General features: G+C 71.7%; 16 protein-coding genes and 1 pseudogene. 8 read left to right on the forward strand and 9 right to left on the reverse strand.

What is annotated here, in order from left to right; genetic code table 11:
- Positions 1-147 precede the first annotated feature (147 nt).
- Both A6A27_RS11460 and A6A27_RS11465 read left to right on the forward strand, forming a co-directional pair.
- Positions 148-1,416: an MFS transporter gene (locus tag A6A27_RS11460; RefSeq protein WP_241825231.1), complete on the forward strand. Its 1,269-nt coding sequence runs from the start codon at positions 148-150 to the stop codon at positions 1,414-1,416.
- Between the two features lie 81 nt (positions 1,417-1,497).
- Positions 1,498-2,736 carry a lycopene cyclase family protein gene (locus A6A27_RS11465; RefSeq protein ID WP_073834556.1) on the forward strand — a complete coding sequence of 413 codons (1,239 nt, stop codon included), beginning with the start codon at positions 1,498-1,500 and terminating at the stop codon, positions 2,734-2,736.
- Positions 2,737-2,810: 74 nt separating this feature from the next.
- On the opposite strand, the gene A6A27_RS11470 is transcribed toward A6A27_RS11465, so the two are convergent.
- From A6A27_RS11470 to A6A27_RS11495, 6 genes are all read right to left on the reverse strand, one after another.
- Positions 2,811-5,648 (reverse strand): CBM96 family carbohydrate-binding protein, encoded by a 2,838-nt coding sequence (locus A6A27_RS11470; RefSeq protein ID WP_143193975.1) that lies wholly within the window; start codon positions 5,646-5,648, stop codon positions 2,811-2,813.
- Between the two features lie 61 nt (positions 5,649-5,709).
- The gene (locus A6A27_RS11475; RefSeq protein WP_073834558.1) at positions 5,710-7,986 is read right to left on the reverse strand and encodes a hypothetical protein; all 2,277 of its coding nucleotides are present in this window, start codon (positions 7,984-7,986) and stop codon (positions 5,710-5,712) included.
- On the reverse strand, positions 7,983-9,359 hold the full coding sequence (locus A6A27_RS11480) for an alkaline phosphatase family protein (protein WP_073834559.1): 1,377 nt from the start codon (positions 9,357-9,359) through the stop codon (positions 7,983-7,985). The genes A6A27_RS11475 and A6A27_RS11480 overlap by 4 nt, the downstream gene beginning before the upstream one ends.
- The gene (locus tag A6A27_RS11485) at positions 9,356-10,993 is read right to left on the reverse strand and encodes a glycosyltransferase family 39 protein (protein WP_073834560.1); all 1,638 of its coding nucleotides are present in this window, start codon (positions 10,991-10,993) and stop codon (positions 9,356-9,358) included. Before A6A27_RS11485 ends, A6A27_RS11480 begins: the two co-directional genes overlap by 4 nt.
- A 26-nt stretch (positions 10,994-11,019) precedes the next feature.
- Positions 11,020-13,530 carry a glycosyltransferase gene (locus tag A6A27_RS11490; protein WP_073834561.1) on the reverse strand — a complete coding sequence of 837 codons (2,511 nt, stop codon included), beginning with the start codon at positions 13,528-13,530 and terminating at the stop codon, positions 11,020-11,022.
- A gap of 792 nt (positions 13,531-14,322) precedes the next feature.
- A complete protein-coding gene (locus A6A27_RS11495; protein ID WP_198940271.1) occupies positions 14,323-15,432 on the reverse strand; it encodes a serine hydrolase domain-containing protein in 1,110 nt (369 codons plus the stop codon).
- Positions 15,433-15,540: 108 nt separating this feature from the next.
- Here A6A27_RS11495 and rnhA point away from each other — a divergent pair, with 108 nt between their 5' ends.
- The 3 genes and pseudogenes from rnhA (at position 15,541) to A6A27_RS11510 (ending at position 17,597) form a co-directional block, all read left to right on the forward strand.
- Positions 15,541-16,017, forward strand: coding sequence for a ribonuclease HI (gene rnhA / locus A6A27_RS11500; RefSeq protein WP_073834563.1), 477 nt, complete (start codon positions 15,541-15,543; stop codon positions 16,015-16,017).
- 84 nt (positions 16,018-16,101) lie between these two features.
- Positions 16,102-17,325 (forward strand): annotated as a pseudogene (locus A6A27_RS47125) (cytochrome P450).
- Between the two features lie 14 nt (positions 17,326-17,339).
- Positions 17,340-17,597 carry a ferredoxin gene (locus tag A6A27_RS11510; protein ID WP_083672567.1) on the forward strand — a complete coding sequence of 86 codons (258 nt, stop codon included), beginning with the start codon at positions 17,340-17,342 and terminating at the stop codon, positions 17,595-17,597.
- On the opposite strand, the gene A6A27_RS11515 is transcribed toward A6A27_RS11510, so the two are convergent.
- The 3 genes from A6A27_RS11515 to A6A27_RS11525 form a co-directional block, all read right to left on the reverse strand.
- Complete coding sequence (locus A6A27_RS11515; RefSeq protein WP_073834565.1) at positions 17,546-17,773, reverse strand: hypothetical protein; 228 nt, start codon at positions 17,771-17,773, stop codon at positions 17,546-17,548. The genes A6A27_RS11510 and A6A27_RS11515 overlap by 52 nt on opposite strands.
- 42 nt (positions 17,774-17,815) lie before the next feature.
- Positions 17,816-18,052 carry a preprotein translocase YidC gene (locus A6A27_RS11520; RefSeq protein WP_073834566.1) on the reverse strand — a complete coding sequence of 79 codons (237 nt, stop codon included), beginning with the start codon at positions 18,050-18,052 and terminating at the stop codon, positions 17,816-17,818.
- A gap of 233 nt (positions 18,053-18,285) precedes the next feature.
- Positions 18,286-19,143, reverse strand: coding sequence for a pentapeptide repeat-containing protein (locus A6A27_RS11525; RefSeq protein ID WP_073834623.1), 858 nt, complete (start codon positions 19,141-19,143; stop codon positions 18,286-18,288).
- Positions 19,144-19,337: 194 nt separating this feature from the next.
- Here A6A27_RS11525 and A6A27_RS11530 point away from each other — a divergent pair, with 194 nt between their 5' ends.
- The 3 genes from A6A27_RS11530 to A6A27_RS11540 all read left to right on the forward strand — a co-directional run bounded on the left by A6A27_RS11530 (position 19,338) and on the right by A6A27_RS11540 (position 23,140).
- The gene (locus A6A27_RS11530; RefSeq protein WP_073834567.1) at positions 19,338-19,946 is read left to right on the forward strand and encodes a hypothetical protein; all 609 of its coding nucleotides are present in this window, start codon (positions 19,338-19,340) and stop codon (positions 19,944-19,946) included.
- A 366-nt stretch (positions 19,947-20,312) separates the two neighbouring features.
- Positions 20,313-21,335, forward strand: a complete 1,023-nt coding sequence (locus A6A27_RS11535; protein ID WP_073834624.1) for an ABC transporter permease — start codon at positions 20,313-20,315, stop codon at positions 21,333-21,335.
- A 59-nt stretch (positions 21,336-21,394) separates the two neighbouring features.
- Entirely contained in the window at positions 21,395-23,140 is a 1,746-nt protein-coding gene (locus A6A27_RS11540; protein WP_073834568.1) for an ABC transporter substrate-binding protein, read from the forward strand.
- Positions 23,141-23,160 lie beyond the last annotated feature (20 nt).

A 23,160-nucleotide genomic window follows, 5' to 3' on the forward strand; every position in this document is an offset into this window, starting at 1 on the left:
GGGGACCGTCCGGGCCGGTGGTGGCCAGCACGCACATGTCTCCGCCCCTACCGGGACTCCTTCGACCACGACGCCATCGTCCGCGACGTGCTGCGCGGGCCGTAATCGGATCGGCGGAAGCCGCGACCACTGGTAGGTTCGCTCGCCGTGACGGGGACTGCGGGGGAACGGCTGGGCGCGCGCTTCGCGCGGCTCTGGGCGGCCAGCACGATGTCGGCGCTGGGCAGCGGGATGGCGACGGTGGCCGCGCCGCTGTACGTCGCGTCGCGGACCGACGATCCGCTGATCGTGTCGGCGGGCGCCGCGGTGGCGTGGCTGCCGTGGCTGCTGTTCGCGCTGCCCGGCGGGGTGCTCGTGGACCGGGTGGACCGGCGCCGGCTCATGGTGGTCATCGACTGGGTGCGGGTGGCCGTGCTGATGGTGCTGGCCGCCGCGATGGTCACCGACCGGGCCGGGGTGGCACTGCTGTACGCGGTGCTGTTCGTGGTCAACACCGGCGAGGTGGTGTTCCGCACCGTCGCCCAGGCGGTCGTGCCGGCGGTGGTGCCCCGGTCGCGGCTGGAACGGGCCAACGGCTGGCTCGGCGGCGGCACCCAGGTGATGCAGAACATGGTCGCCGGCCCGCTCGGCGGCTTCCTGTTCGTGGTGGCCCCCGCCATCCCGTTCGGCGTCAACGCCGGCACGTACGCCCTCAGCGCCGTGCTGGTCGGACTGCTCGCCGGGACGTACCGCGGCTCGCTGGAGCCGGGCCGGCGCCGGTCGGTCCGCGCCGAGGTCGCCGAGGGGTTCCGGTGGCTGCTCTCGCAGCGGCTGCTGCGCACCATGACCCTGCTGATCGGCATGCTCAACATCACCCTCACCGCCGCCCTGGCGGTGCTGGTGCTGCTGGCCACCGATCGGCTGGGCCTCGGCTCGGTCGGCTACGGCACGCTGTTCACCTGCATTGCCGTCGGTGGGCTGCTCGGCTCGGCCGTCGGTGACTGGCTCGTCGCCGCGATCACCGCGACCTGGACGATCCGGGTCGGCCTGCTGATCGAGGCCGGTCTGCACCTGGCCCTGGCCGCCTCGCGCAGCGCCGTGGTCGTCGGGCTGGCGCTGTTCGTCTTCGGGGTGCACAGCGCGCTGTGGAACATGGTGGCGAACTCGCTGCGGCAGCGGCTCACCCCGCCCGCGCTGTTGGGCCGGGTGGGCAGCACGAACCTGTTCCTCGCCGCCGGTGGCAACTGCGTCGGCGCGCTGCTCGGCGGGGTGGTCGCCAACCGGTTCGGGATCACCGCGCCGTACTGGGTGGGTTTCGTGGTCGCGCTGGTGGTGATCGCGGTGACCTGGCGGGTCTTCGACCGGGCGACGGTCGCCGCCGCGTACGCATCCGGCTCGGCCCCGGCGGCGCCGGAAACCCCGGCGAGCGTCGCCTGAGCGGCCTCGCTGCCGGCCCGGTCGGGCGGCGCGTCGTGGGGGTCGCGCCGCACGGGCACGGGGATGTGACAGCGTGGGCGGGTGAACCCGTCCCCGATCGACGTCGACCTCGCGCTGGTGGGCGGTGGCGGCGCCGCCTCGCTGGTGCTGGCCGCCCTGGACCGGCACGACCTGACCGGCCTGCGGGTCGCCGTGGTCGACCCGGTGCACAAGCGGGGACAGGATCGCACCTGGGCGTTCTGGGGCGCCCCGGGCGGCGACGTCGACCCGCTGCTGACCGCCAGCTGGTCACGGGTCGACGTGGTCACGCCCGCCGGCCGCCGGGTCCTGTCGCTCGACCCGCTGCGGTACGCCATGCTCCGCTCCGCCCCGGTCTACGACCGGGCTGCCGCGGCCGAACGCCGCCTCGGCGCCGCACGGATCGGCGCGCCGGCCGGGACGCTGCACGACGACGGCCACCGGGTGACCGTGTACGACCCGGCCGGGCGGGTGCTGGTCCGGGCCGGCTGGGTGCTCGACTCGCGGCCCCGTCCGCCCGAGCGGCCCGGGCGGACCACCTGGTTGCAGCATTTCCGCGGCTGGTGGCTGGCGGCCGACCGGCCCACGTTCGACCCGGACCGGGCGGTGTTGATGGACTTCCGCACCCCGCAGCCCGTGCGGGGCGTCTCCTTCGGCTACGTGCTACCGGTCGACGACCGGTACGCGCTGGTCGAGTACACCGAGTTCTCACCCGCCCAGCTCACCGACGCCGGGTACGACGCGGCGCTGCGCGGGTACGCCGCCCTGCTCGGCCTCGACCTGACCGCGCTGCGGGTACGCGAGCTGGAGAACGGGATCATCCCGATGACCGACGGCCCGTTCCTGCCCCGCCCGTCGCCCCGGGTGGTCCGGCTCGGCACCGCCGGCGGCGCCACCCGACCGTCGACCGGGTTCACCTTCGCCGCCATGCTTCGGCAGGCCGACCAGATCGCCCGGGCGCTCGCCGCCGGCCAGGCGCCGGTGCCGGCGCCCGCGTACCCCCGGCGGCACCGGTGGCTGGACGCGGTGGCGCTGCGCGCCCTGGACCGGGGACACGTCGGCGGGGTCGAGTTCTTCGCCCGGCTGTTCGACCGCAACCCGCCGGAGCGGGTGCTGCGCTTCCTCGACGGCGCCACCTCCCCGGCGGAGGAGCTGGCGGTGATGCGGTCCAGCCCGCTGCTGCCGATGACCGGCGCGGTGCTCGGCGACGCCGTCGACCGGCTCCGCGTTCGGCTGCGCCGCGACCCGACCCCCACGGTGCCCGAGGCCGGGTCGCGCGCGGCCGGTCAGGCCGGCTCGTAGGTGGCGACCACCACGAACAGCGAGTGCCGTCTCGACAGGTCAGCCGGGATCGGGTACCCCTGACCGGCCTTTCCTCATGACGTCATGTCCAGCAGCAACTGCGGTGGGGTGCTGGACTCGCGGCTGCCGTAGCTGCTCGACGAGGCGCCGCTGGAGGTCAGACCAACGGTGAAGGTACCGTTCCCGCTGACCAGGGGCGTGATGTCGAGGGTCACCCAGGTGCCGCTGGTGGTCCGACCGCTGGCGGCGATCGACGTGTCGCCGATGGCGGGTGCGTTGTCCCAGTTCGTCAACGACTCCGACCAGGTGGAGTCGGCCACCGGGCGGACCACGAAGCCGCTGGACGATCCGGCCGCGACCCAGACCGTCAGGCGCGCGCGCAGGACCGCGCCCTGGCCGGACACGGTGAACTTGAGGTACGCGTTCGTGACCGGATCACCGTCCACCCGTACGACGGGCGTGCTTCCGTATCTGCTCGTGGGGCTGGACGCCTTGACGTAGGTGTCCGCCACCGCTGCGATGGGCGTGGCCGCCGGTGTGGTGACGATCGCGGGCGTACTCGGGCCGGACGAGTTTCCGGACGCGTCGAACGCGGAGACCCGGTACGTGTACGAAGTTTCCGACAAGGCGCTGCTGTCGGTGAAGCTCAAGCCTGTGGTGGTCCCGAGGACGGTTCCGTTGCGGTACACCGTGTACCCGGCCACGCCGAAGTCGTCGGTCGCGGGCTCCCACGACAGCAGCACCTGGTTGGGTCCGGCCGCTGCGGCCCGCAGGTTGCTGGGCACCGTGGGTGGGCTGGCGTCCGCGGTGGTGACGGTCACCGTGTTACCTGGTGCGGAGGCGTTCCCCGCGGCGTCGACCGCCGTGACGTGGTACGTGTACGAGGTGCGGGTGTTGCCGACCGTGTCGTCGAGGAACGTCTGGCCCGAGGAGGTTTCCGCGAGCAGGGTGTCGTCGCGGAACACCCGGTACCGCGCGACCCCGACGTTGTCCGTCGACGGATCCCAGGCGAGGCCGACCGCGCCGGGTGCCACGCCGGTGACCCGGAGGTTCGGCGGGGCGGAGGGTGGCAGTGTGTCGCGAACGGCGGTGACCGGGTTGGCAGCAACGCTGACGTTGCCGGCTGCGTCCACCGCGCGCACGGTCCAGACGTGTGACTCGTCCGGCGGTACGGCGCTGTCGGCGTACGTCGTGGCCGGCACGGTCGCCACCACCGTGCCGTCACGGAGCACCTCGTACCCCGTGACGCCGACGTTGTCGCTCGACGGCGACCAGGCGAGGGTCACCGCATCCGGGGAGGCGGTGGCGACGAGGCCGCCCGGAACGGACGGGGGCGTGGTGTCCGGGCCGAGGGTGGTCACGGCGACCGGCTGGCTGCGCACCGACCGGTTGCCGGCCGCGTCCGCGGCGTCGAGCGTGTACTCGTACCGGGTCGCTCCGCCGACGGAGGTGTCCGTCCAGGCGGTCGCGGTCGCCGGCAGGTCGGCCACCGCGGTGCCGTCGCGGTAGACGCGGTAGCCGGTGACACCGTACGTGTCGGTGGCCGGGGTCCAGGCGAGGCTCACCGACGGGGTGGGGTTGACGGTCGCGGTCAGCTCGCCGGGTGCGGTCGGGGCGAGCCGGTCCGCGCCCTTGCAGGAGATGGTCGACGAGTCGACCAGGGTCGTGCCGGTGGCGCCGGCCGCGTGGTAGTGCAGTTCGGCGCGGTTTCCGTAGAGGTCCATGCGCATCGCGCCGTAGCTCTTGTTCGTCTTGACCACCCGTGCGTCCGAGCTCAGGAAGCCCTGACTGGAGTGGCCGCCGCCGCCCACCACGAGCTCGACGATGCCGTCGGCGGCGGGCACGCCACCCGCGCTCATCGGCGTCCAGCGCTGGTAGTTGTGGTCGTGGGCGGTGACGAGCATGGTGACGTGCTGGGCGGCCATGAGGTCCCACATGGCCTGCATCCGCGGCGCCGGGTCCTCCGAGCCGACGCTGAAGAGGGGATGGTGCCAGAACACCATCGTGCACGGGCTGCGGTTGGCGGCGAGGTCCGCCACCAGCCACTCGTACTGCGGTGTGCCGGGCGCGACCTTGTTGTAGTTGCTGGTCGAGTCGATGGCGATGAAGTGCCAGCCGTTGGCGTCGTAGCTGTAGTAGTGCGGGATGTTGTCCCAGAAATTGAAGTAACCGTCCGCCCGGTTGCCGGTGTACTCGTGGTTCCCCACGACCGGGGTGGTGACGTCGCGTAGCCGGCCGAAGAAGGCGGTCGGGTCGCCGTACCAGTTCTTGAACTCCGTCAGGGTGCCGTCCTCGTACACGTCGCCCAGGTACAGAAACAGGTCCGGGTTCCATCCGACGAGCGCGTTGGTGACGTTCACCGCGTTGGTCTCGCCGCCGGCGCCGTCGCCGACGGCGGCCACGACGAAGGGTTCCTGCGGGCCGCTGGCGCGGATGGGTGGGACGGACCATTGCCGGGTGTTCTCCGGAGGGGTGACGTTGCCGTTGGCGAAGGTGACAGTGATGGCCGTCTCCGGGGTGACGTAACCGTCGCGCATCTTCGCCGCGACGCCGATCGTGTGTGCGCCGTCGGCGAAGTCGGCGGAGGAGAGGGTGAACTGGTGCGGCGACTGGAAGTCCGTCAGCAGGTACTGGCCGTCCAGGGACCACTCCGTCTTGCCGACGCCGGGGCTGGTGCCGACCGTCACGTTGACGGTCGCCGTGACCGTGGTGTCGCCCACGAGCGTGCTGCCGGCCGACGGTTGGGTGAGGCAGACCAGCACCGTGTAGGCCCCGCTCGACGCAGTGGACGCGTGGCACGTGGGGGAGGCGCTCTCCGCGCGACCGCTCAGGATCAGGGTCAGTCCGGCGGCCATGAACACGGCGACGACTGTGGACCCGGCGGACGACCGGGTCGCTCTGCGCGGCTTCATCGGGTGGACCTCCAGCTTGTGAGTGTGGGAACCGCCGCGCCTCCCCAGGAGCGGATGGTCGTCAGAGGTCGGCGGGGCCGCCGGGCGGGTCGGCGCCGGTCGGCCGGCCCCGGCGGGCGGCGGTGGGGGAGCGACGTCGCTGGAGGAGCACGCCGAGCGGCAGCAGCACCACCGCCGCGCCCGTGACCAGCAGCGCGCCCCACGCGCTCAGCCCCCGGTGAGGGCCGCCCGGCTCGCTGCTGTCCACCGGTACGTCCACGTCGACGCGCACGCCGAGCAGGTCGGCCAGCACGTTGATGTCGGCCGCGCCGAACCGCTCGCTCGGCTCGATGTGGGTGTTCTCGCTGAACTCGTTCCAGCTGATCACCCCGATCGCGTCGGGTTGAGACAGGCGGGCCGCGGCGAAGGAGGCTCGCAGCGTGTCGCCCTCGCGGCGCGGCACCTCCCGCTTGCCCCCGACCAGGCGGGCGTCGAAGCCGGGGGTCACCGGGGCGATCCACAACCCGCCCCGCTGGTGCACCGCCCGGGACATCTCCGCCAGCTTGCGCCCGCTGGCACCGGCCACCGGGTCCACGGATGACCAGTAGTAGGCCTGGCCGTCGAGCACGCCCTGGCTCGACTCGACGTCCTCGAGGCTCTTGGCGTTGCCGAGGACCAGCAGCTTCCCGCGTACGCCGCCGACGGTGGTCTGGATCTGCGCCGGGGTGAAGCGGTCGCTGCCGGTCCACACCACGACCGGCCGGCCGAAGATGTCGAACACCGGGTCGGTGGCGTAGCGAGTCGCGAAGAACGACAGGTCGGTGCGCACGGTGTCGAAGGCCAGCGGGGTACGGGCGAAGTCGAGCCCCTGGTACACGATGCCCAGGCGGAAGTTCTCCTCCCGGGCCACCTCGACCAGCTTGGCCAGGCGCTCGTCGAGTTGCGGCGTGTGTTTCCACGACACCAGGAACCCGTTGATGCCGGCGGACTTCGCCATCCGCACGTGCCGTCGCATGATCTCGACGTCGTCACTGGAGTAGCGCCCGAGCAGGGGATAGTCGATCTTCGCTCGGTTCCAGGACGTCGGGTTGAACCAGATGTAGTAGTAGGCGAGCACCGGCACGGGAGCCGTCGCCGAGGACGGGTCGGCCCGCCGGTGACCGACGTCGGCGCGGGCGGCGCCGGCCGGCAGCAGCGTGCCGGCCAGCGCGGCGACCAGCAGCAGCAGTGCGATTCCGCCCCGCACCGCTGCCGGCGGGCGGTCCTCGTCGGCCGGGGCATGCGGCGGGCGGCTACCTGCCCGCCGCGTCGGCAACCGCCGGCGGTGCTTCGGTCGCGGGCGCGGGCGGTCCCGCTTTCCGGCCGTCCCGGCGCGGCGTAGCCGAGCGAGCAGATGCGGCCGTCCGAGCAGCACCAGGCCCACCGCGACGACCAGCACCGCGAGCGTCACCAGGGCCAGGTCGGTGCCGCTGATCACGGTGAGGGACACCACCTGGTCCTTGCTGATGCTGACCGGACGCCCGAACGACACGCCGCCGCCGAAGACAGTGATCGTGTAGGTGCCGCGCGGCAGGTCGGGCACCAGCGCCGTGCCGTCCCGGCCGAACGGCAGCCGCTCGACGTCGCCGTCGGCGCGGGTCAGCTCGATGCCGTCGCCGACCTGGCGGGTGAAGAACATGTCCGTCGCCGTGAACGAGACCCGGAAGAAGAGCAACTGCACCACCCACGCCTGCTGCTCCCACGGCACGAACTTCTGTCCGGCGCGGTTCACCACGGACGTGCCGTCGACCATCGCGCTGTCGACCACGTAGTAGAGCTGCTTGGAGGCCAGCCCCTGCGGGCCCTGCTGGGTGCGGCTCTCGGCGACCCAGCGCGGCCGGGCCAGTTCGGGGCCGCTCAGGTCGTGTATCTCCCCGGTGTTGCTGCGCAGTCGCATGGCGGTGACCCGGTCCGGCGGCACGGCCCTGCCAAAGCGGTCGATGAAGCTCCACGAGACCAGCCGGGAGGTACGCACGCCGAGTTCCACGATCTTGCCGCGCCCGCCGGCGTCGACGTTGCCGCGGAAGCGGTCGAAAACGACCTTGCGATCCGGGCTGATCAGGGTCTCCGGAACGACGAGCCGTTTTTCGAGGTCGACGAAGTCACGCACGCGTACCTGGATCCGGCCCTTGGCGTCGGACCGGGCCACCTGCCCGTCCACCTTCACCACCACGCCACCGAGCGGCGGCACCGTCTGCAGGTGCAGTTTTCCCGGCCTTGTCGACGCGGGTCGCGCACTCGCGGCGGTGGGCAGTACGACCACCGCCAGTACGGCCGCGACCAGCGACAGCAGGGCCGCCGGCACGATCCGGCGGGTCATGTCCATCGCCGCCGCCGAAGCGCCGCGACGCCGACCAGCGCCGTCACCAAACTGCCCGTGACGGCGTACGCGGTGTACACCGGGACCGGGTTCGGTCTGTTCACCACCGGGGGTGTGCGTTCGGTGCTGAGGAAGACCGCCGGCCGTGGTGGTCGGTCGAAGTCGAAGGCGTCGAGGAACGTCTTCGCGTTGCGGTCCCGGTCGGCCAGCGGCTTCAGTCGCCAGTTGACCTCGATGAACTTCAGGGCGGAGGTGAAGTCGAGCGTGGTGGAGTCCACGTACCCGCGTCTGGCGTAGGGGCTGACCAGCAGGGCGGGCACCCGGAAGCCGTAGCCGTACCGGTCGACCTGCGGGGGCGCCACGTGGTCGTACCAGCCGCCCCAGTCGTCGTACGACCACAGGAACGCCGACGAGTTCCAGTCGGGTGAGCGCATCAGCTGGGTCAGCAGCGTCCGGACGAGGTTCTGACCGGCCCGGATACTGCCGGGCGGATGTTCGCTGTCACCGGCCGGGGCGATGAAGGAGACGGCGGGCAGTTGGCCCTTGGCGGCGTCGTCGTAGTACTCGTCCAGGCCGACGATCTTGCCGAACAGTCGGGGATCGTCGACGTAGCGCGCGTAGGCGAGCAGTGGCACCCAGATCACCTGCGCCCCCCGGTCGATGTCCTCCTCGCTGGTCCGGGACCGGAACGTGATGGTGGGGTCGTAGTTCTCCACGTAGAACTTCCAGCTGATCCCGGCGGCCTCCAACCGGTCGAAGATGGTCGGGATGTCGCCCCACCCGTTCGCCGGGATGGACTCCGAGGCTCCGGTGGCGCCCGGACCGCCGGTCACCCGGAACATGTGGTTGCGGATGCTGCCCGAGTTGGACGAGCTGAAGAAGCGGTCGAACAGCACGTATTCGTCGGCGATGTTCCAGTAGTACGGCAGGTCGCGGTCGTCGTAGTAGGCCATCGCGAGCTTGCCGTCCTTGCCCTGCGTGCTCACGCCCTCGACGAAGCCGTCCATCCGGCCGTTGTTGTACTGCACCCGGAACGCCTCGGCGGTGTGGTCGAGGTCGAGGCTGCCCAACTCCCCGAGGTGGAACGGTTTGACGCAGGGTTCGGCCTGGCCCCGGCGCACCGGCATGCAGGTGCCCGGAGGGATGCCGTCGACCCCGGGCCGGGTGCCGAAGTAGTTGTCGAAGGTATGGTTCTCCTGCATCAGGAAGACGAAGTGGTCGATCGGGGTGGTGGCGCTCGCCGCGGGCGCCGTCCGAGCTGCGGCGTGCGCGGCTCCGGCCGGGTTCGCGAGGGCCAGGAGGCAGGCGATCAGCAGCGCGCGGATCAACAGCCGACCGGCGTGCCGGCGGCGCGGGTGAGCAGGGTCGGTCACGGACGCACCTCGTAGATGATGATCACCGGGACGGGGACGCGGGCCCCGGTGGAGTCGGTCCGGTCCACGTACTCGGTGTGCACGACGCGGCCGTGGTAGCGGCGGATCAGGACCATCAGCCGCTCGGAGAAGAACGCCGATCGCCCGGCGGAGAACGAATCCCAGACGACGTACTGCAGGTCGTTGTGGCGCAGCCACCAGTCGGGGTTGGGCAGTGGCTCGTACGACGGGTTGCGCCGCAACGGGTTCGGGCTGACCGACAGGCCGTAGCTGCGGCGGTGGCCGTAGTACTGGATGATGTTGGCCATCGACGGGCCGAGGGTGAGCACCACCGACCCCTCCGGGGTGTTCGCGGCGAGCCACCGGCCGGCCTCCCGGCCGCCCGGCACCCCACCGGACCCGGCGAGGAAGGTGGAATTGTCGGCCCGGTTGACCGCGTTCAGGCTGGGCACAAGCAGGCTCAGGGCGACCACGGCGATCACCGAGGTCCGCACCGCCCGTACCGTGCGCGCCGGCTCACCATGCGACACGTGGTGGAATCGGCGGAGCAGCCGGCGGACCGGCTCCGGCACCGGCATCTGCGTCAGTGCCCGCGCGGCCAGTACCGCGACGGGCGCCGCGGCGGGCAGCAGGTACTGGAAGCCCTTGACCGGCCACAGCTGGAAGAACACCACCGGTGCCGCGATCCACGACAGCAGCAGGGTCTCCCGCCAGGAGCGGTGCCGGCGCAGCCACCAGAGGCCGCCGACGGCCGCCGCCACCACGAGCAGCCCCATCGCGGGCGGCACCGTCTCCAGGTAGAACCCCATCGAGTGGTTGGGCCGCCGGAACAGCTGCCACACCAGATAGCTCTTCCCGGTCTGGCTGCGCCCGGCCAGCGCCTGCGAGACCGGGTGGGCCAGGAAGACCGCCACCGTCGCGGTCAGGGCCAGCAACGACATCCGCACCGGCCGGCGCACCATCGGGGTCAGCGCCAGGAACGCGTAGACGCCACCGGCCAGGACGATGCTCGTCTCCTTCGTCAACATCGTCACGCCCAACATGGCGCCGGTCGCGACGTACCAGAGCACCTGCTGGCCTTGCACGAACCGCACCAGGCAGTACAGGGTGAGCGTCGCGAACAGGACCATCGGCCCGTCGAGGAGCACCTGGCGGGTGACGACCACGTGGTACGGCATGACGGCGACGAGCAGCGCCGCGATCAGCCCGACGCGCCGACCGTAGAGCCGGGCGCCCAGCAGGTGGACGGCCAGCACCGTCACCACGCCCAGCACCGCCACGACCAGCCGCCCGGCCAGGTCCACCTCGCCGGTGCGGAAGAACGGCGACAGGATGGTCTGGAAGAGCATCGGATGAGCGCGGAAGACCGGAAAGAACGGCGCGTAGTTCGGGTTCCCGGCCAGCGAGGCGGCCTGTCCGGCGTAGACGGCCTCGTCGCTGTTGAAGCCGAGCGCGTTCAGCTTCCACACCCGCAGGAACAACGCCAGCGCTGCGATGGCGACGAGGGCGCCCGGCACCGCCCACCGGCGCCACCCGCGTCCCTCGCCGCCGTCCCCGGCCCGGGACGTCGCGCCGGGCGCGGGAAGCTTGACGGGGTGGAGCACGACCGTCGTCGCGAGACGGTCGTGCTTCACCTCCTCGACCGGAGATCGAGTAGCGCTCACGCACGAGCTCCGCTCGGGGCCGGCGCCCCGCTCCACTGCGGCCAGGAGGGCAGGACCACCTGTGGCTCGGTCGGCAGGTCTCCCCGTTCGGCATGCAGCAGACGCGGGATCTCGTCGGCCCAGCCGAACCGGTCCGAGGCCACCACCCGACTGCGGACGTGGGACAGGAAGCCGGTCAGGATCTCCCGCTCCCGCTCCCGCAGCTGCGCATACCCCTGCCCGTCGATGGTGATCGCCGGTGCCAGGTAGCGGAACGGCGGGAACCCGTACGCGTCGTCGGTGTTCTGGATCATCCGCTCCAGCGTCTCGTCCTTGCCGAGGTCACCGATCCGGGGCGTGCCGCGCTCGATGATGAACAGCTCCTCCACCTTGGTGCTGGTGCCGATGCGGCAGGGAACCAGCCGGTCGACGCTGTACTTCGGCGGCGGGACGAGCCGCTGGGTGAGGGCGTTGATGCCCATGATCGGCACGTTGAACCGGCTCAGGGTCAGCGCCAGCGAGCGGCCCCCCTTGGAGTGCAGCCGGCTCTGGAACTGCAGGCGGCGCCACTCGGCCGGGGTGAGGTCCCTGGCCTGCACGGCACGCAAGGTGTGGGCGCTGATGGTCAGCGGCTTGGGGAAGCACGTCGCGACGCCGTCGGCGTTGACCAGGGTCATGTCGTCGGAGAGGAAGAGCCCGCCGTGGTCGCGTAGCAGGCGCAGTACGGTGGCCGTCTTGCCCGTGTCGGTGAGGGCGGAGAGCATCACCCCGACGCCGTTCAGGCTGACGCACGCCGAGTGCAGGAGCATGTGGCCCCGCGACACCAGCACGAACCGCAGCAGCGCTTCGACGATGTTGGTGTAGACCACGTGCGGCGAACGGGCGAGCAGCGGACCGACCTGGATGTCGATCGGCGACCCGAGTCGGATCCGGAAGTTCGCGCCCAGCCGACCCAGGTGCTCCTCGTAGCGCAGGACCGACTCGTTGGCGTACTCGGTCATCGCGGCCCGGCGCCGCGGCACTCGGCCGCCCACGTCGCTGACCCGCACCGCGATGTCGACGTCCGAGTCCGCGACCCACTGGGCGCGGAAGAACTCCAGCTCCGGCAGCATGATCTGAGATCCGATGGTGACCACCCCGGCCACGTCGTACCGGTACTTCAGGTACTGGTACCGCTTGCGGGATGGGGTGGCGACGGCTTCGGGGGCGTTCAGGTTGACGAGCATGCGCACCGGATCCCGCCGGCCGATGCCGCCCGGGGCGTAAATGACCCGATCGTTGATCAGGAAGCGGACGAGGAAGAGCGCGACCAGCGTCAGGGCGTTCGCCGCCAGGATTCCGAAGCCGGCCCAGACGAGGGCCTGCAACGCCGGTAGGCGCAACAGCAGCAGCGCATTGTTCAGTAGGAAGAAGCGTGCGGCCCGGCCGGTCCGGGAGCCCTGCCGGTGGCGCCGGTAGATGAGGGCGTCGATGAGGGCGAAGTTCCACGCGGTCGACAGCTGGGTCGCCAGCGTGGCGCCGAGCAGGTGGTGCAGCTTGGCCGGCTCGTAGAAGAACCACAACGCGGCGGTGTTGACCACCATCCCGGACAGACCGACCAGTCCGAAGGCGATCATCCTGGTGAGCTCCCGCAGCCGGTCGCGGGCGGCGGCGGGGCGTTCGCGCATCTGGCCGATCAGTCGCTGGCTGCGCAGCCGCCACAGGTGCCGCAGGAAGGTCAGTCCCTCCCGCAGCGACGCCTTGGAACGGCCGGCGTGCCGGGGCGCCATCTCGTAGGCGACCTCGGCGACCCGGGCGCCGGGGTGGCGGACGAGCAGTTCGAGCAGGACCTTGAAGCCGATGGGGTTCACCCGGTCCAGGTCGACGGCCGCCCGGCGGAAGGCGAACAGGCCGCTCATCGGATCGCTGACGGTGGTCAGGCGGCGCGGGAACAGGCTCTTCGCCAGTCGGGTGGCCCACGACGAGGTCACTTCACGGGCCATGCCGTCGAGGCCTTCGTGGGAGCCCTCGCCGGCGTAGCGGGTGCCAATCACCAGGTCAACGTCGTGCCGCATCGCCACGGCAGCCAGCCTGCCGGCCGATTCCGGCGGGTGCTGCAGGTCCGCGTCCATCACCAGGACCCACTCGCCGCGGGCGTGCCGCGCGCCCAGCAGCACGGCGCCGCCCAGCCCGCCGCTGCGCGCGTGCGGCGGCCGGTGCAGCAGGCGTACGGCGACCGAAGCCTCGGCTGCGTGTCGGGTCAGGACGTCCACAGTGTCGTCGTCGCTGTCGTCGACGACGATGATCTCCGCAGGCAGTGGTGCGAGGGCCGGTCCCAGCCTGGACAGCAGCGCGGGGACGTTCTCCGCCTCGTTGCGGGTCGGCACGACGACGCTCAGCCGTACCTGCTGATCCGCTGCGGGCGAGTGCAGGTCCTGCGGTGCGAGGTCTGCGGTGCGCCGCTTCTGGCGCCGCCGGAGATCGCCGCCCGGACCCCCGGCCTCTTCGTCGTCCTTGCCGGTCGAAGGCGCCTGTGCGACTTCGGTCATTCGACCCTCCATCAGTTGCGCTTCCGGGCAGTGACGAGCCGCCGGAAACCCGGCTCAGAAACAGCGACGGAAGCCAGTCCGAAATTGCGCCGGGCGGGATCTGTTCCCGCCCTGCACCGTGGGCGTTGAGGGATGTCCGCGGGTTCGCCTGAGATTACGGATGGCAAACACGAGGTGTCTAACAGGCAAACAGTCGTGAAGGTGACAGCAGTTCACCCAGCGCTCCGGCCGCTGTGCCACCGCTCCTGACTGCGCCAAGTACGGCTAGGCAACCCTCACGTTGCACTGAGTGATCGCTCGGTGGAGTTGACGGAAGGGTGCCACAGCCGGCTCACAGTAAGCCGGAAAGCCTTTTGATGAACGGCGGACGGCAGTCCACGCGAACAGATCAGTGGCCGACGACGTGATCGTCTTTCTTCACCGCCTGCAATGGCCAGGAATTGTTTCGGGTGACGGCACTGTGGCTGTTCGGCTGAGTCCTTGCTTCGTAAAGTATCTGCCGGCATCCGCCGGGTCATCCGAGGACTTCTCCGAACGGTGTGGCGGGTCTGCCGGTTCGCCGCCGGCCGCGATGCCTGAGCAGACCATCGCCGGCCGGGCCGCTCGTGCGATCCGGGCACCTGACCGACGGGCCGGACCACCTCGTCCGGTCAGCCCAGGCAGCCGAGCGGCCGACCAGACGGCCGCCGAAAGGGTGCGTCGGGTCGCGGCGGCAAGACCGGGCGGAACCTCGTCCACGGCGAGAGGTCAGCCACCACACCGGACGCATCCGGCGCTGCCGGCCCGGTCCGCTCAGGCGGATCCGGCGACCACCGCGTCGCGCACGAGCCTCCGCAGGCCGTCCATCGGGTCGCCGTCGCCCGCCCCGAGCCGGTTGCGCACCGCCGCGACCGTCAGCCCCAACGCCGGGTACGCGAACGCCAGGCTTCCGCCGCTGCCGGCCGTGCCGAACGACCCGTCGCCGTCGACCGCGTACCCGAGGCCGAAGGTCACTTCCTGCCCGAACACCCAGTCCTCGCCGCGGGCCGCCACCGCCGACACCTCCTCCAGGCGCTCCGGCGAGATCAGCCGTACGCCGTCGACCGGGCCGAGCAGGGCCGCGTACATCCGGGCGACCGCGCGGGCGCTCATCGTGCCGACCGCCGGCACGTCGGCGCGCAGCACGTCGGGGCGGCTGCCGATGGCCGCGTCGGGTCGGACGCCGGGCGGGGCCACCGCGTCGAAGTTCGGCAGGTGCGCGCTCGCGTACGCGATCATCGCGGTCAGGCCGGCGTCCTCCAGCCGGGCCAGCCGGGGCAGGTCCGCCTCCGGCACCCCGAGGAACAGCTCCCCGGCCACGCCAAGCGGGCCGGCCACCTCCTCGGCGAGCACCTGCGAGATCGGCCGGCCGGTGACCCGCCGGACCACCTCGCCGACGATCCAGCCGAACGTCCAGGCGTGGTACGCCAGCCGCGCGCCCGGCGCCCACAGCGGCTCGGCGTCGGCGATCACCGCACACATCCGGTCCCAGCCGGTGAAGTCCTCCGGGGTGGTGTCGGCCGGCAGCGCGGGCAGCCCGGCGGTGTGGGTGAGCGCGTGCCGCAGGGTGATCCGGTCCTTGCCCCGCCGGGCGAACTCCGGCCACACGTCGGCGATGCGCAGGTCGTAGTCGAGCAGCCCGCGCTCGGCCAGCACGTGCACCACGGTGGCGGTGAGTCCCTTGCCGGTCGAGACCGCGTGGATCGGGGTGTCGGCGGTCATCGGTCGCCCGGTGGCGAGGTCCGCCAGGCCGGCCTGCTCCTGCACGATCGGCTCGCCGTCCAGGTAGGCGGCCACCTGCACCCCGGCCTCCCGGCCGGAGGTGACCAGCTCGTCGATCGTCGTGCGTACCGCGGCCCGCAGGCCGTCCCAACGTCCGTCCACCACCGGTCACCCTGCCAGGCCGTCGGGCGGGCGTCGCGGGCTTTTCCGGGACCCGGCTCGGCCGGGTCGGATGCTCGCGCCGGCGGGCGTACCGGGTAGGTTGCCGGCATGGCGGACGACGTGAGCGGCAGGGTCGTGGAGATCTGGACCGACGGGGCGTGCAGCGGCAATCCCGGCCCCGGCGGCTGGGGTGTCCTGCTGCGCTGGGGCGACCACGAGCGCGAGCTGTGCGGCGGCGAGGCGACGCCGACGACGAACAACCGGATGGAGCTGACCGCCGCCATCCAGGCGCTGGAGAGCCTGACCCGACCGGTCACCGTGCGCCTGCACACCGACAGCACGTACGTCCGCAACGGCATCACCGGCTGGCTCGCCTCGTGGAAGCGCAACGGCTGGCTGACCGCGGCGAAGCAACCGGTGAAGAACGCCGACCTGTGGCAGCGGTTGGAGGCCGCCTGCGCCCGGCACGACGTGACCTGGCTGTGGGTGAAGGGCCACAACGGACACCCGGAGAACGAGCGGGCCGACGCGTTGGCCAACCGGGGCATGGCCGAGGCACGGGCGGAGGCGGTCGCCGCCCGCTGACGCCGGCGGGTTGTGTCGAACCCCGTCAATGAGTAACGTAACGGATCGATGTCGTCACGGACAGTCGCCCCCGGAGGTGTCTGCGTGACCATTGCGCCGCTCACCGACCTGCCCCTGTGGCCGCCGATCAACCTCGACCGCGACCCGCTCGTCCCGCTCGACGCGGCAGAGCGGCACCGCTTCTCCGGGCCGGTCACCCGGGTCCGGCTCCCCACCGACGAGACCGCCTGGCTGGTCACCCGGCACGCCGACGTCCGGCAACTGCTGCGCCACCCTGGCTTCAGCGCCGACCTCAGCCGACCGGGCTTCCCCCTGCTGCGCCGGGTCGCCCCCGGCACGCCCAGCGACCGGCGGGGCGGCTTCATCCGGATGGACGGAAGCGAGCACTCCCGGCTGCGCCGGATGCTCACCGCGGAGTTCATGATCAAGAACGTGCGGCGGATCGAGCCGCTGATCCAGCAGACCGTCGACCGGGCCCTGGACGGGCTGCGCGACGCCGGCCCGCCCGCCGACCTGGTGGCGCACTTCGCCCTGCCGGTGCCCTCGATGGTGATCTGCCACCTGCTCGGCGTCCCGTACGCCGACCACGACTTCTTCCAGGAACGCAGCCGGACCCTGATCGACCGCGACGCGCCACCGGACCGGGTCCAGCTGCACGTGCGGGAGCTGCGCGACTACCTGCACCGGCTGGTGGAGACGAAAGTGGCCGCCGGGACCCCCACCGACGACCTGCTCAGCCGCCTGGCCCGGGACCGGGTCGACACCGGAGAGCTCGCCGTCGACGAGCTGGTCGGCATGGCGGTGCTGCTGCTCATCGCCGGCCACGAGACCACCGCCAACATGATCGGGCTGAGCACCCTGCTGCTGCTCCGCCACCCCGCCCGGTACGCCGCCCTGCGCGCCGACCCCGGGCACGCCGACGGTCTGGTCGAAGAACTGCTGCGCTACCTGAGCATCGTGCGCACCGGCCTGCCCCGGCTCGCCATGCAGGACGTCGAGATTGGCGGGCAGCTCATCCGGGCGGGGGAGGGTGCGATCGGGGTGCTCTCCCTGGCCAACCGGGACCCGGGGGTCTTCGACGCGGCCGACGAGTTCGACCCGTACCGGCAGGCGTAGCAGCATCTGGCGTTCGGGTTCGGCGTGCACCAGTGCATCGGCCAGCCCCTCGCGCGGGCGGAACTGCGGGTCGCCCTGGTGGAACTGGCCCGACGGTTCCCCCGGCTGCGGGCCGCCACGGAGGCCGGGCGGCTGCCGACCCGGGACACCTCGGTCGTCTTCGGCCTCGACGCGCTGCCGGTGACGTGGTGACCGAGGCGGCGGGCGTGCGGATACGAGTGGACCGGGACCGCTGCTGCGGGTCGGGCAACTGCGTGGTGACCGCGCCGGAGGTCTTCGACCAGGACGATGACGACGGCCTCGTGGTGCTCCGCCGCGCCGAGCCCGCGCCGGACGCGGCCGACCGGGTCCGGCGGGCCGTCGACCTCTGCCCGTCGGGCGCGATCAGCCTCGACCCGCCGACCCGGCCGGATCACTCCACGTTCGGCAGCTCGCCGGTGCCCGAGACCTGGTCGACGTCGTAGCCCGCCCGGCTCGTCTCCCGGGCGGAGCGTCGATCCTCGGCCGGCAGGTCGGCGAAGTCGTCGCCGGTGTCGTCGGTGGTGTGCAGGGATTCGCCCGGCGGTCGCAGCGACGCCTCGTACGCGGTGGCGCCGTCCGGTTCGTCCGTGGGCGCGCGGCCGAAATGCTCCTTCGTCATGTCGAACTCCTGCCCGCGTCGCTCGTGGGTAAACGCCCCCGGTCAGCGGGGCGCATCCGGGTGCGTCGGCATCGACGAGCCGCCGGCGCTGGTGCCCGACGACCCGCCGGCCACCCCGGAGCCGTCGTCCTCGGTGACCACGTCCGGCTTCGGTGTGCCCGGCTCCGGCGCCGGTACGTCCGTGTCCGCGTCGACCTGGACCAGTCGGGCCTGACCGGCCTCGTCCTCGGCGTGCGCCGGATCGACCGGCTGCTCGCCCTGGCGTACCCGATACTTCACCAATCCGCCTCCCGTCGGTGCCGCGTCACCCGCGTCGCCCGAGGTGACGCCAACTCCGGCTACCCCGCTCCGGCGCCCCGAAACGTGCGACACCGCCCGGCCGGCCCCCTTGGCGCAGGGCGAACGCCGTGTCCGGGGCGAGTAGTTCCGACGTCCCGCCTGATCCACCCGGTGTGCGGCAGGGTGCGGGGTCCGCGCTGTGGGACGGCGCGGGATGCCGCATCCGGAGTCGGTCAGCGGCGTGCGGAGCCGGGCCGCCCGCGCGAGGGCTGGGCCGGGGTGACCGCCAGCGACCAGTGCGCGGGCCGGCGCAGGCGGGGCGGCAGGACGGTCTGATGGTCGCCGCGGGCCGCCTCGAGCTGCGACTGATGCACGAAGAGACAGCGCCCGAGGTCGGCGCCGCGCAGGTCGGCGCCGCGCAGGTCCGCCCCGGTCAGATCGGCCGCGCCGAGGTCCACGCCCCGCAGGTCCGCGCCGATGAGGCAGGCCCCGCGCAGGTTCGCCCCGGACAGCCCGGCCCGGCGCAGGTCCGCCCCGATCAGCACCGCCCCGCGCCGGTCCACGCCCTCCCGCCCGGCCCGGGCCTGCGCGCCGGCCCGGGACAGCAGCTGGTTGACCCGGTCCCGCTGGGCGTCGACGTCCAGCGCGAGCAGCTCGTCCGGTGTGCCGTCGGTGAGCCGCCCGGTCTCGGCCAGAGCAGCCGCCAGGTCGTCCCGCAGGGGGCCGGCCGGGGTCAGCGCCAGGGCCTCGGTGAGGTACCAGAGCAGCTCGTGCAGCGGTCGCATCACCGCGAAGGTGTCGAACATCCGCCGGGCGCTCGCCGGGTCCGCCCGCCAGTCCCGCCCGCCGAAGGTCCCCTGCGCCACGTGCTGGCCCGCGCCGAAACAGTCGAAGACCGTGCAGCCGGGGAAACCCCGCTGCCGCAGGTCGCTGTGGATGCCGCAGCGGGAGTCGGGGCGCAGGTTCGGGCAGGGCTGCCCGGCGCGCTTGTCGATGGCGAAGTCGGCGGAGGCGGCGAACGCGGGCGCGACGCAGCAGATTCCGAAGCACCGGGCACAATCGGCCTGCAGCTCACGCCCCGCGCTCGCCACCGCTTGCCGTTCCGCCGCCTCGGACACCCTGCCCGGCCTCCCATCGTCTCGCCACCACCGGCCACCACCGCCGCATCCGGATGCCATTGTCCCGCCCCCGCCGCGGCTGGGCGGCGGGCGGGGCGACACCGTGCCTGTTCTGCCCCGAGATGCGGCGTTGCTCCGTATCGTGGGGTGACGAAGGAGGCGGCGGGATGGACGAGCAGGCGCGGGAGCAGGCGCTGCTCACCGCAGTAACCACCGAGCACTTCGTGCTCCAGACCTCCCGCAGCGCCACCATAACCGAGTCAGTCGGCCGGGCCACGATCTTCATGTCGATGCTCTCCGCCGCGCTGATCGGGCTGGGCTTCGTCTCCAGCAGCGGGCACCTGCTGCGGCCGTACCTCGGCGCCGTGCTGCCGACCCTGGTGATCACCGGGCTGCTGACCTTCGCCCGGCTGGTGCAGAGCATGGTGGAGAACGAGGTGGACCTGCAGCGGATCCAGCGCATCCGCGCCTGGTATCACCGGCGGTTCGCCGACGACCAGGGCTTCTTCGCCGACGCCCTGACCCAGGGTGGCGGCACGCGGGCGGAGTGGGCGGCAGTGGGCAGCCGGCCCGGCCGCCGGCACATGCTGCTGACCGCGGCCGCGTTGGTCGGCGCGGTCAACGCGCTGTTGATCGGGCTCGGCGCCACCCTGCTGAGCGGCCTGTCCGGCGCCGCACCCGGCCTGGCGATCGCGGTCGGCGTGGTGGTGGTGCTGGCGGCCTTCGCCGTCCAGATCGGCTACATCAACCGGGCCTCCATCTCGCTCGGCCGCTGAGCCGGGCGGCGCCCGGGTCCCAGCCAGGGCGTCGAGGGCACCGACGACGCGGGCGGCGAGCCGGCTGGCGGTCGCCGGGCCGGGGCGACGGAGAGCCGGGTGCGGGCGGGCGGGAATGTCCGAACGGGTGACAACCGGAAGGCGGGCCCGTCGCAGCGTATTCGGAAACTGTCGGGAAGATGGCCGAACGGATGACAACCAAATCGGTCCGTTATTGCACCGAGTCATTTCGTAAACCAGATCGTTGTCAATGTCTGACAACCGATCCGGCCGTTACCGTAACGATTCAATTCGCCGTTCCCCAGCGGTTTACCGTCGGGTGGCAGGACGTTTTCGTCGCCGTCGGGAGGGCTCCTCATGAGCGACATGTCCCAGCCACCGTCGTTGACCGCGCACGGTGACCCGGCCGCCCCGGACGTCGCCGTCGAAACCGAATCCCCGCCTGAGGGCGGCCGGCGGGAGATCGTCGGCCGGTCGCCGAATCAGCTCGCCTGGCTGCGGCTCAAGCGGGACCGGACCGCCCGGCTCAGCGCCCTGACGCTGGTCGTCGCCGCCCTTGTCGCCCTCTGCGCGCCGCTGCTCGGCTGGCTCACCGGAATGGACCCGACGGACAAGTTCGTGGATCGGCTCAACGATTTCGGAATGCCGATCGGCTACGCCGGCGGCGTCAGCTCCGAACACTGGCTCGGACTCGAACCGGGCAGCGGACGGGACATCATGCTCCAGTTGGTGTACGGACTGCGGACGTCATTGTTCATCGCCTTCGCCTCGGCCCTGCTGGCGTCGGTCATCGGGGTGACGGTGGGTGTGGTGGCCGGGTGGGCGCGCGGCTGGCTGGAAAGCGTCATCAACTGGCTGGTCGACCTCACGCTGGCATTCCCGTTCCTCATTTTCGCTCTCGCGGTGATCCCGATCCTGCAGGACCGCTTCTACACCGAGCGGGAGGCGCCGCCGCCGGCCTTCCGGGTTGCCCTGATCATCGCCACCTTCGGCCTGTTCAGTTGGACGTACACGGCCCGGCTGGTCCGCGGCCAGGTGATCTCCCTGCGCGAGCGGGAGTTCGTCGAGGCCGCCCGGGCCGCCGGCGCCGGCACCGGGCACATCCTGTTCCGGCAACTGCTGCCGAACATCTGGGCCCCGATCCTGGTCACGGTCTCGCTGAACGTGCCGCAGTTCATCGCCATCGAGGCCGCCCTGGCCTTCGTCAACATCGGCGTCACCGAACCCACGCCTGACCTCGGCCGGATGATCTACAACAGCATCGGCTACGTGGCCAGCGACCCCTGGTACACCCTGTTCCCCGGATTGACGATCTTCCTGCTGGTCCTGGCGTTAAACCTCTTCGGTGACGCCCTGCGCGACTCGCTGGATCCCCGGTCGACCCGGTAACCCCCGACCATCAAACACGCCCGGCCGGCGGGGCCGCCGGGCGGGAAAGGGAGCACACCGTGCGAGCACGAACCCGGACACTGACCACCGGTGTCCTCGCCGCGGCGCTCGTCGCCGCCGGTTGCAGCCCGACCACCGAGAGCGGTGGTGGCGGCGACGACAAGACGAAGACCCAGACCGGCTCGGTCTCCTACGAGCCCGCCGACAACCAGGGCCCGGCGAAGGCGGTCGACGGGGCCGCCCGCGGCGGCACCCTCACCATCATGCAGAACTCCGACTTCGAGCACCTCGACCCGGCCCGCAACTACGTCAACGTGCAGCAGGTCACCGGCGGGCTCCTCTACCGGGCGCTCAACGGCTACAAGGAGGACGGCACCGGCAAGCTGCTGCTCGTCGGCGACCTCGCCACCGATCCGGGCAAGGACGTCAACAAGGACTGCAAGGTGTGGGAGTTCACCCTGCGCGAGGGGGTGAAGTACGAGGACGGCTCTCCGGTGACCAGTAAGGACGTGGCCTACGGCATCGCCCGCTCGTTCGCGTCCAACCTCAACGAGGGGCCGCACTACATCCAGCAGTGGCTCTACCCGGGTGGGGCGTACAACGCGAAGTACCAGGGGCCGTACGACGGCGGCAAGCCGGCGCCGGACGGCATCGAGACGCCCGACGACCGCACCATCCGGTTCACCTTCCCGGAGGCGCACTGCGACCTGCCGTACGCGGCCGCGCTGCCCACCAGCGCGCCCGTGCCCGCGGCCAAGGACACCCGGGCCAACTACGACCTGCGGCCCTTCTCCTCCGGGCCGTACAAGGTCAAGTCGTACCAGCGGGACGTGGCGCTGGAACTGGAGCGCAACCCGAACTGGGACCCGAAGACCGACCCCATCCGCAACGCGTACCCGGACGCCATCCGGATCACCTTCGGCCTGGAGCAGGCGCAGATCGCCGAGCGGCTCGTCGCCGACGCCCAGGCCGACCAGGCCGCGCTGAGCTGGACCGACGTGCCGCCGGCCGTACTGCCCCGGACCACTGCGGCCGGCGTCGTCGAGCGGGTCGTCAAGGGCCCGACGCAGTACACCTGGGTGCTGAACATCAACACCCAGCGGGTCACCGACCTGAACGTCCGCAAGGCGCTGAACTACGCCGTGGACAAGGACGCCGCGCTCAAGGCGATCGGTGGGCAGGCGGCGGGCTCCCCGGCCACCACGCTGATGTCGCCGACCACGGCCGGTTGGAAGAAGTACGACGTCTTCAACGCCCCGGTCACCGGTGACAAGGCCAAGGTCACCGAGTTGCTCGCCGGCAAGCGCCCGAAGCTGGTCTTCGCCCACTCCAACACGGAGCTGCGGACCCAGCAGGCCGAGGCGATCCGGAAGAACCTCACCGACATGGGCTTCGACATCGTGATGAAGCCCATCGAGAGCAGCAGCTACTACGACGAGATCGGCCGCAAGAACAACCCGTACGACCTCTACATCAGCGGCTGGGGCTCGGACTGGCCGACCGGCTCGACCGTCATCCCGCCGGTGTACGACGGGCGAGAGATCGTCGCCGAGGGGAACAACAACGTCTCGTACCTCAACGAGCCGTCGATCGGCGCCGAGGTCGACCAGGTCCGTAACCTGCCCGCCGCCGAGCAGGACGCCGGGTGGATGGCCCTGGACGAGAAGATCATGCGGGAGTACGTCCCGGTCGTGCCCTGCTACTACGACGCCGCCTACGAGCTGCACGGGTCGAAGGTCGGCAACGCCTTCCTCAGCGACGCCTTCGGGATCATCTCGCTCAACGGCATCTATGTGAAGCAGTGACCGCCGTGGGGGCGGCCCTC

Origin of the sequence: Micromonospora sp. CB01531, from assembly GCF_001905095.1 — a bacterium.
Taxonomy (GTDB): Bacteria; Actinomycetota; Actinomycetes; order Mycobacteriales; family Micromonosporaceae; genus Micromonospora.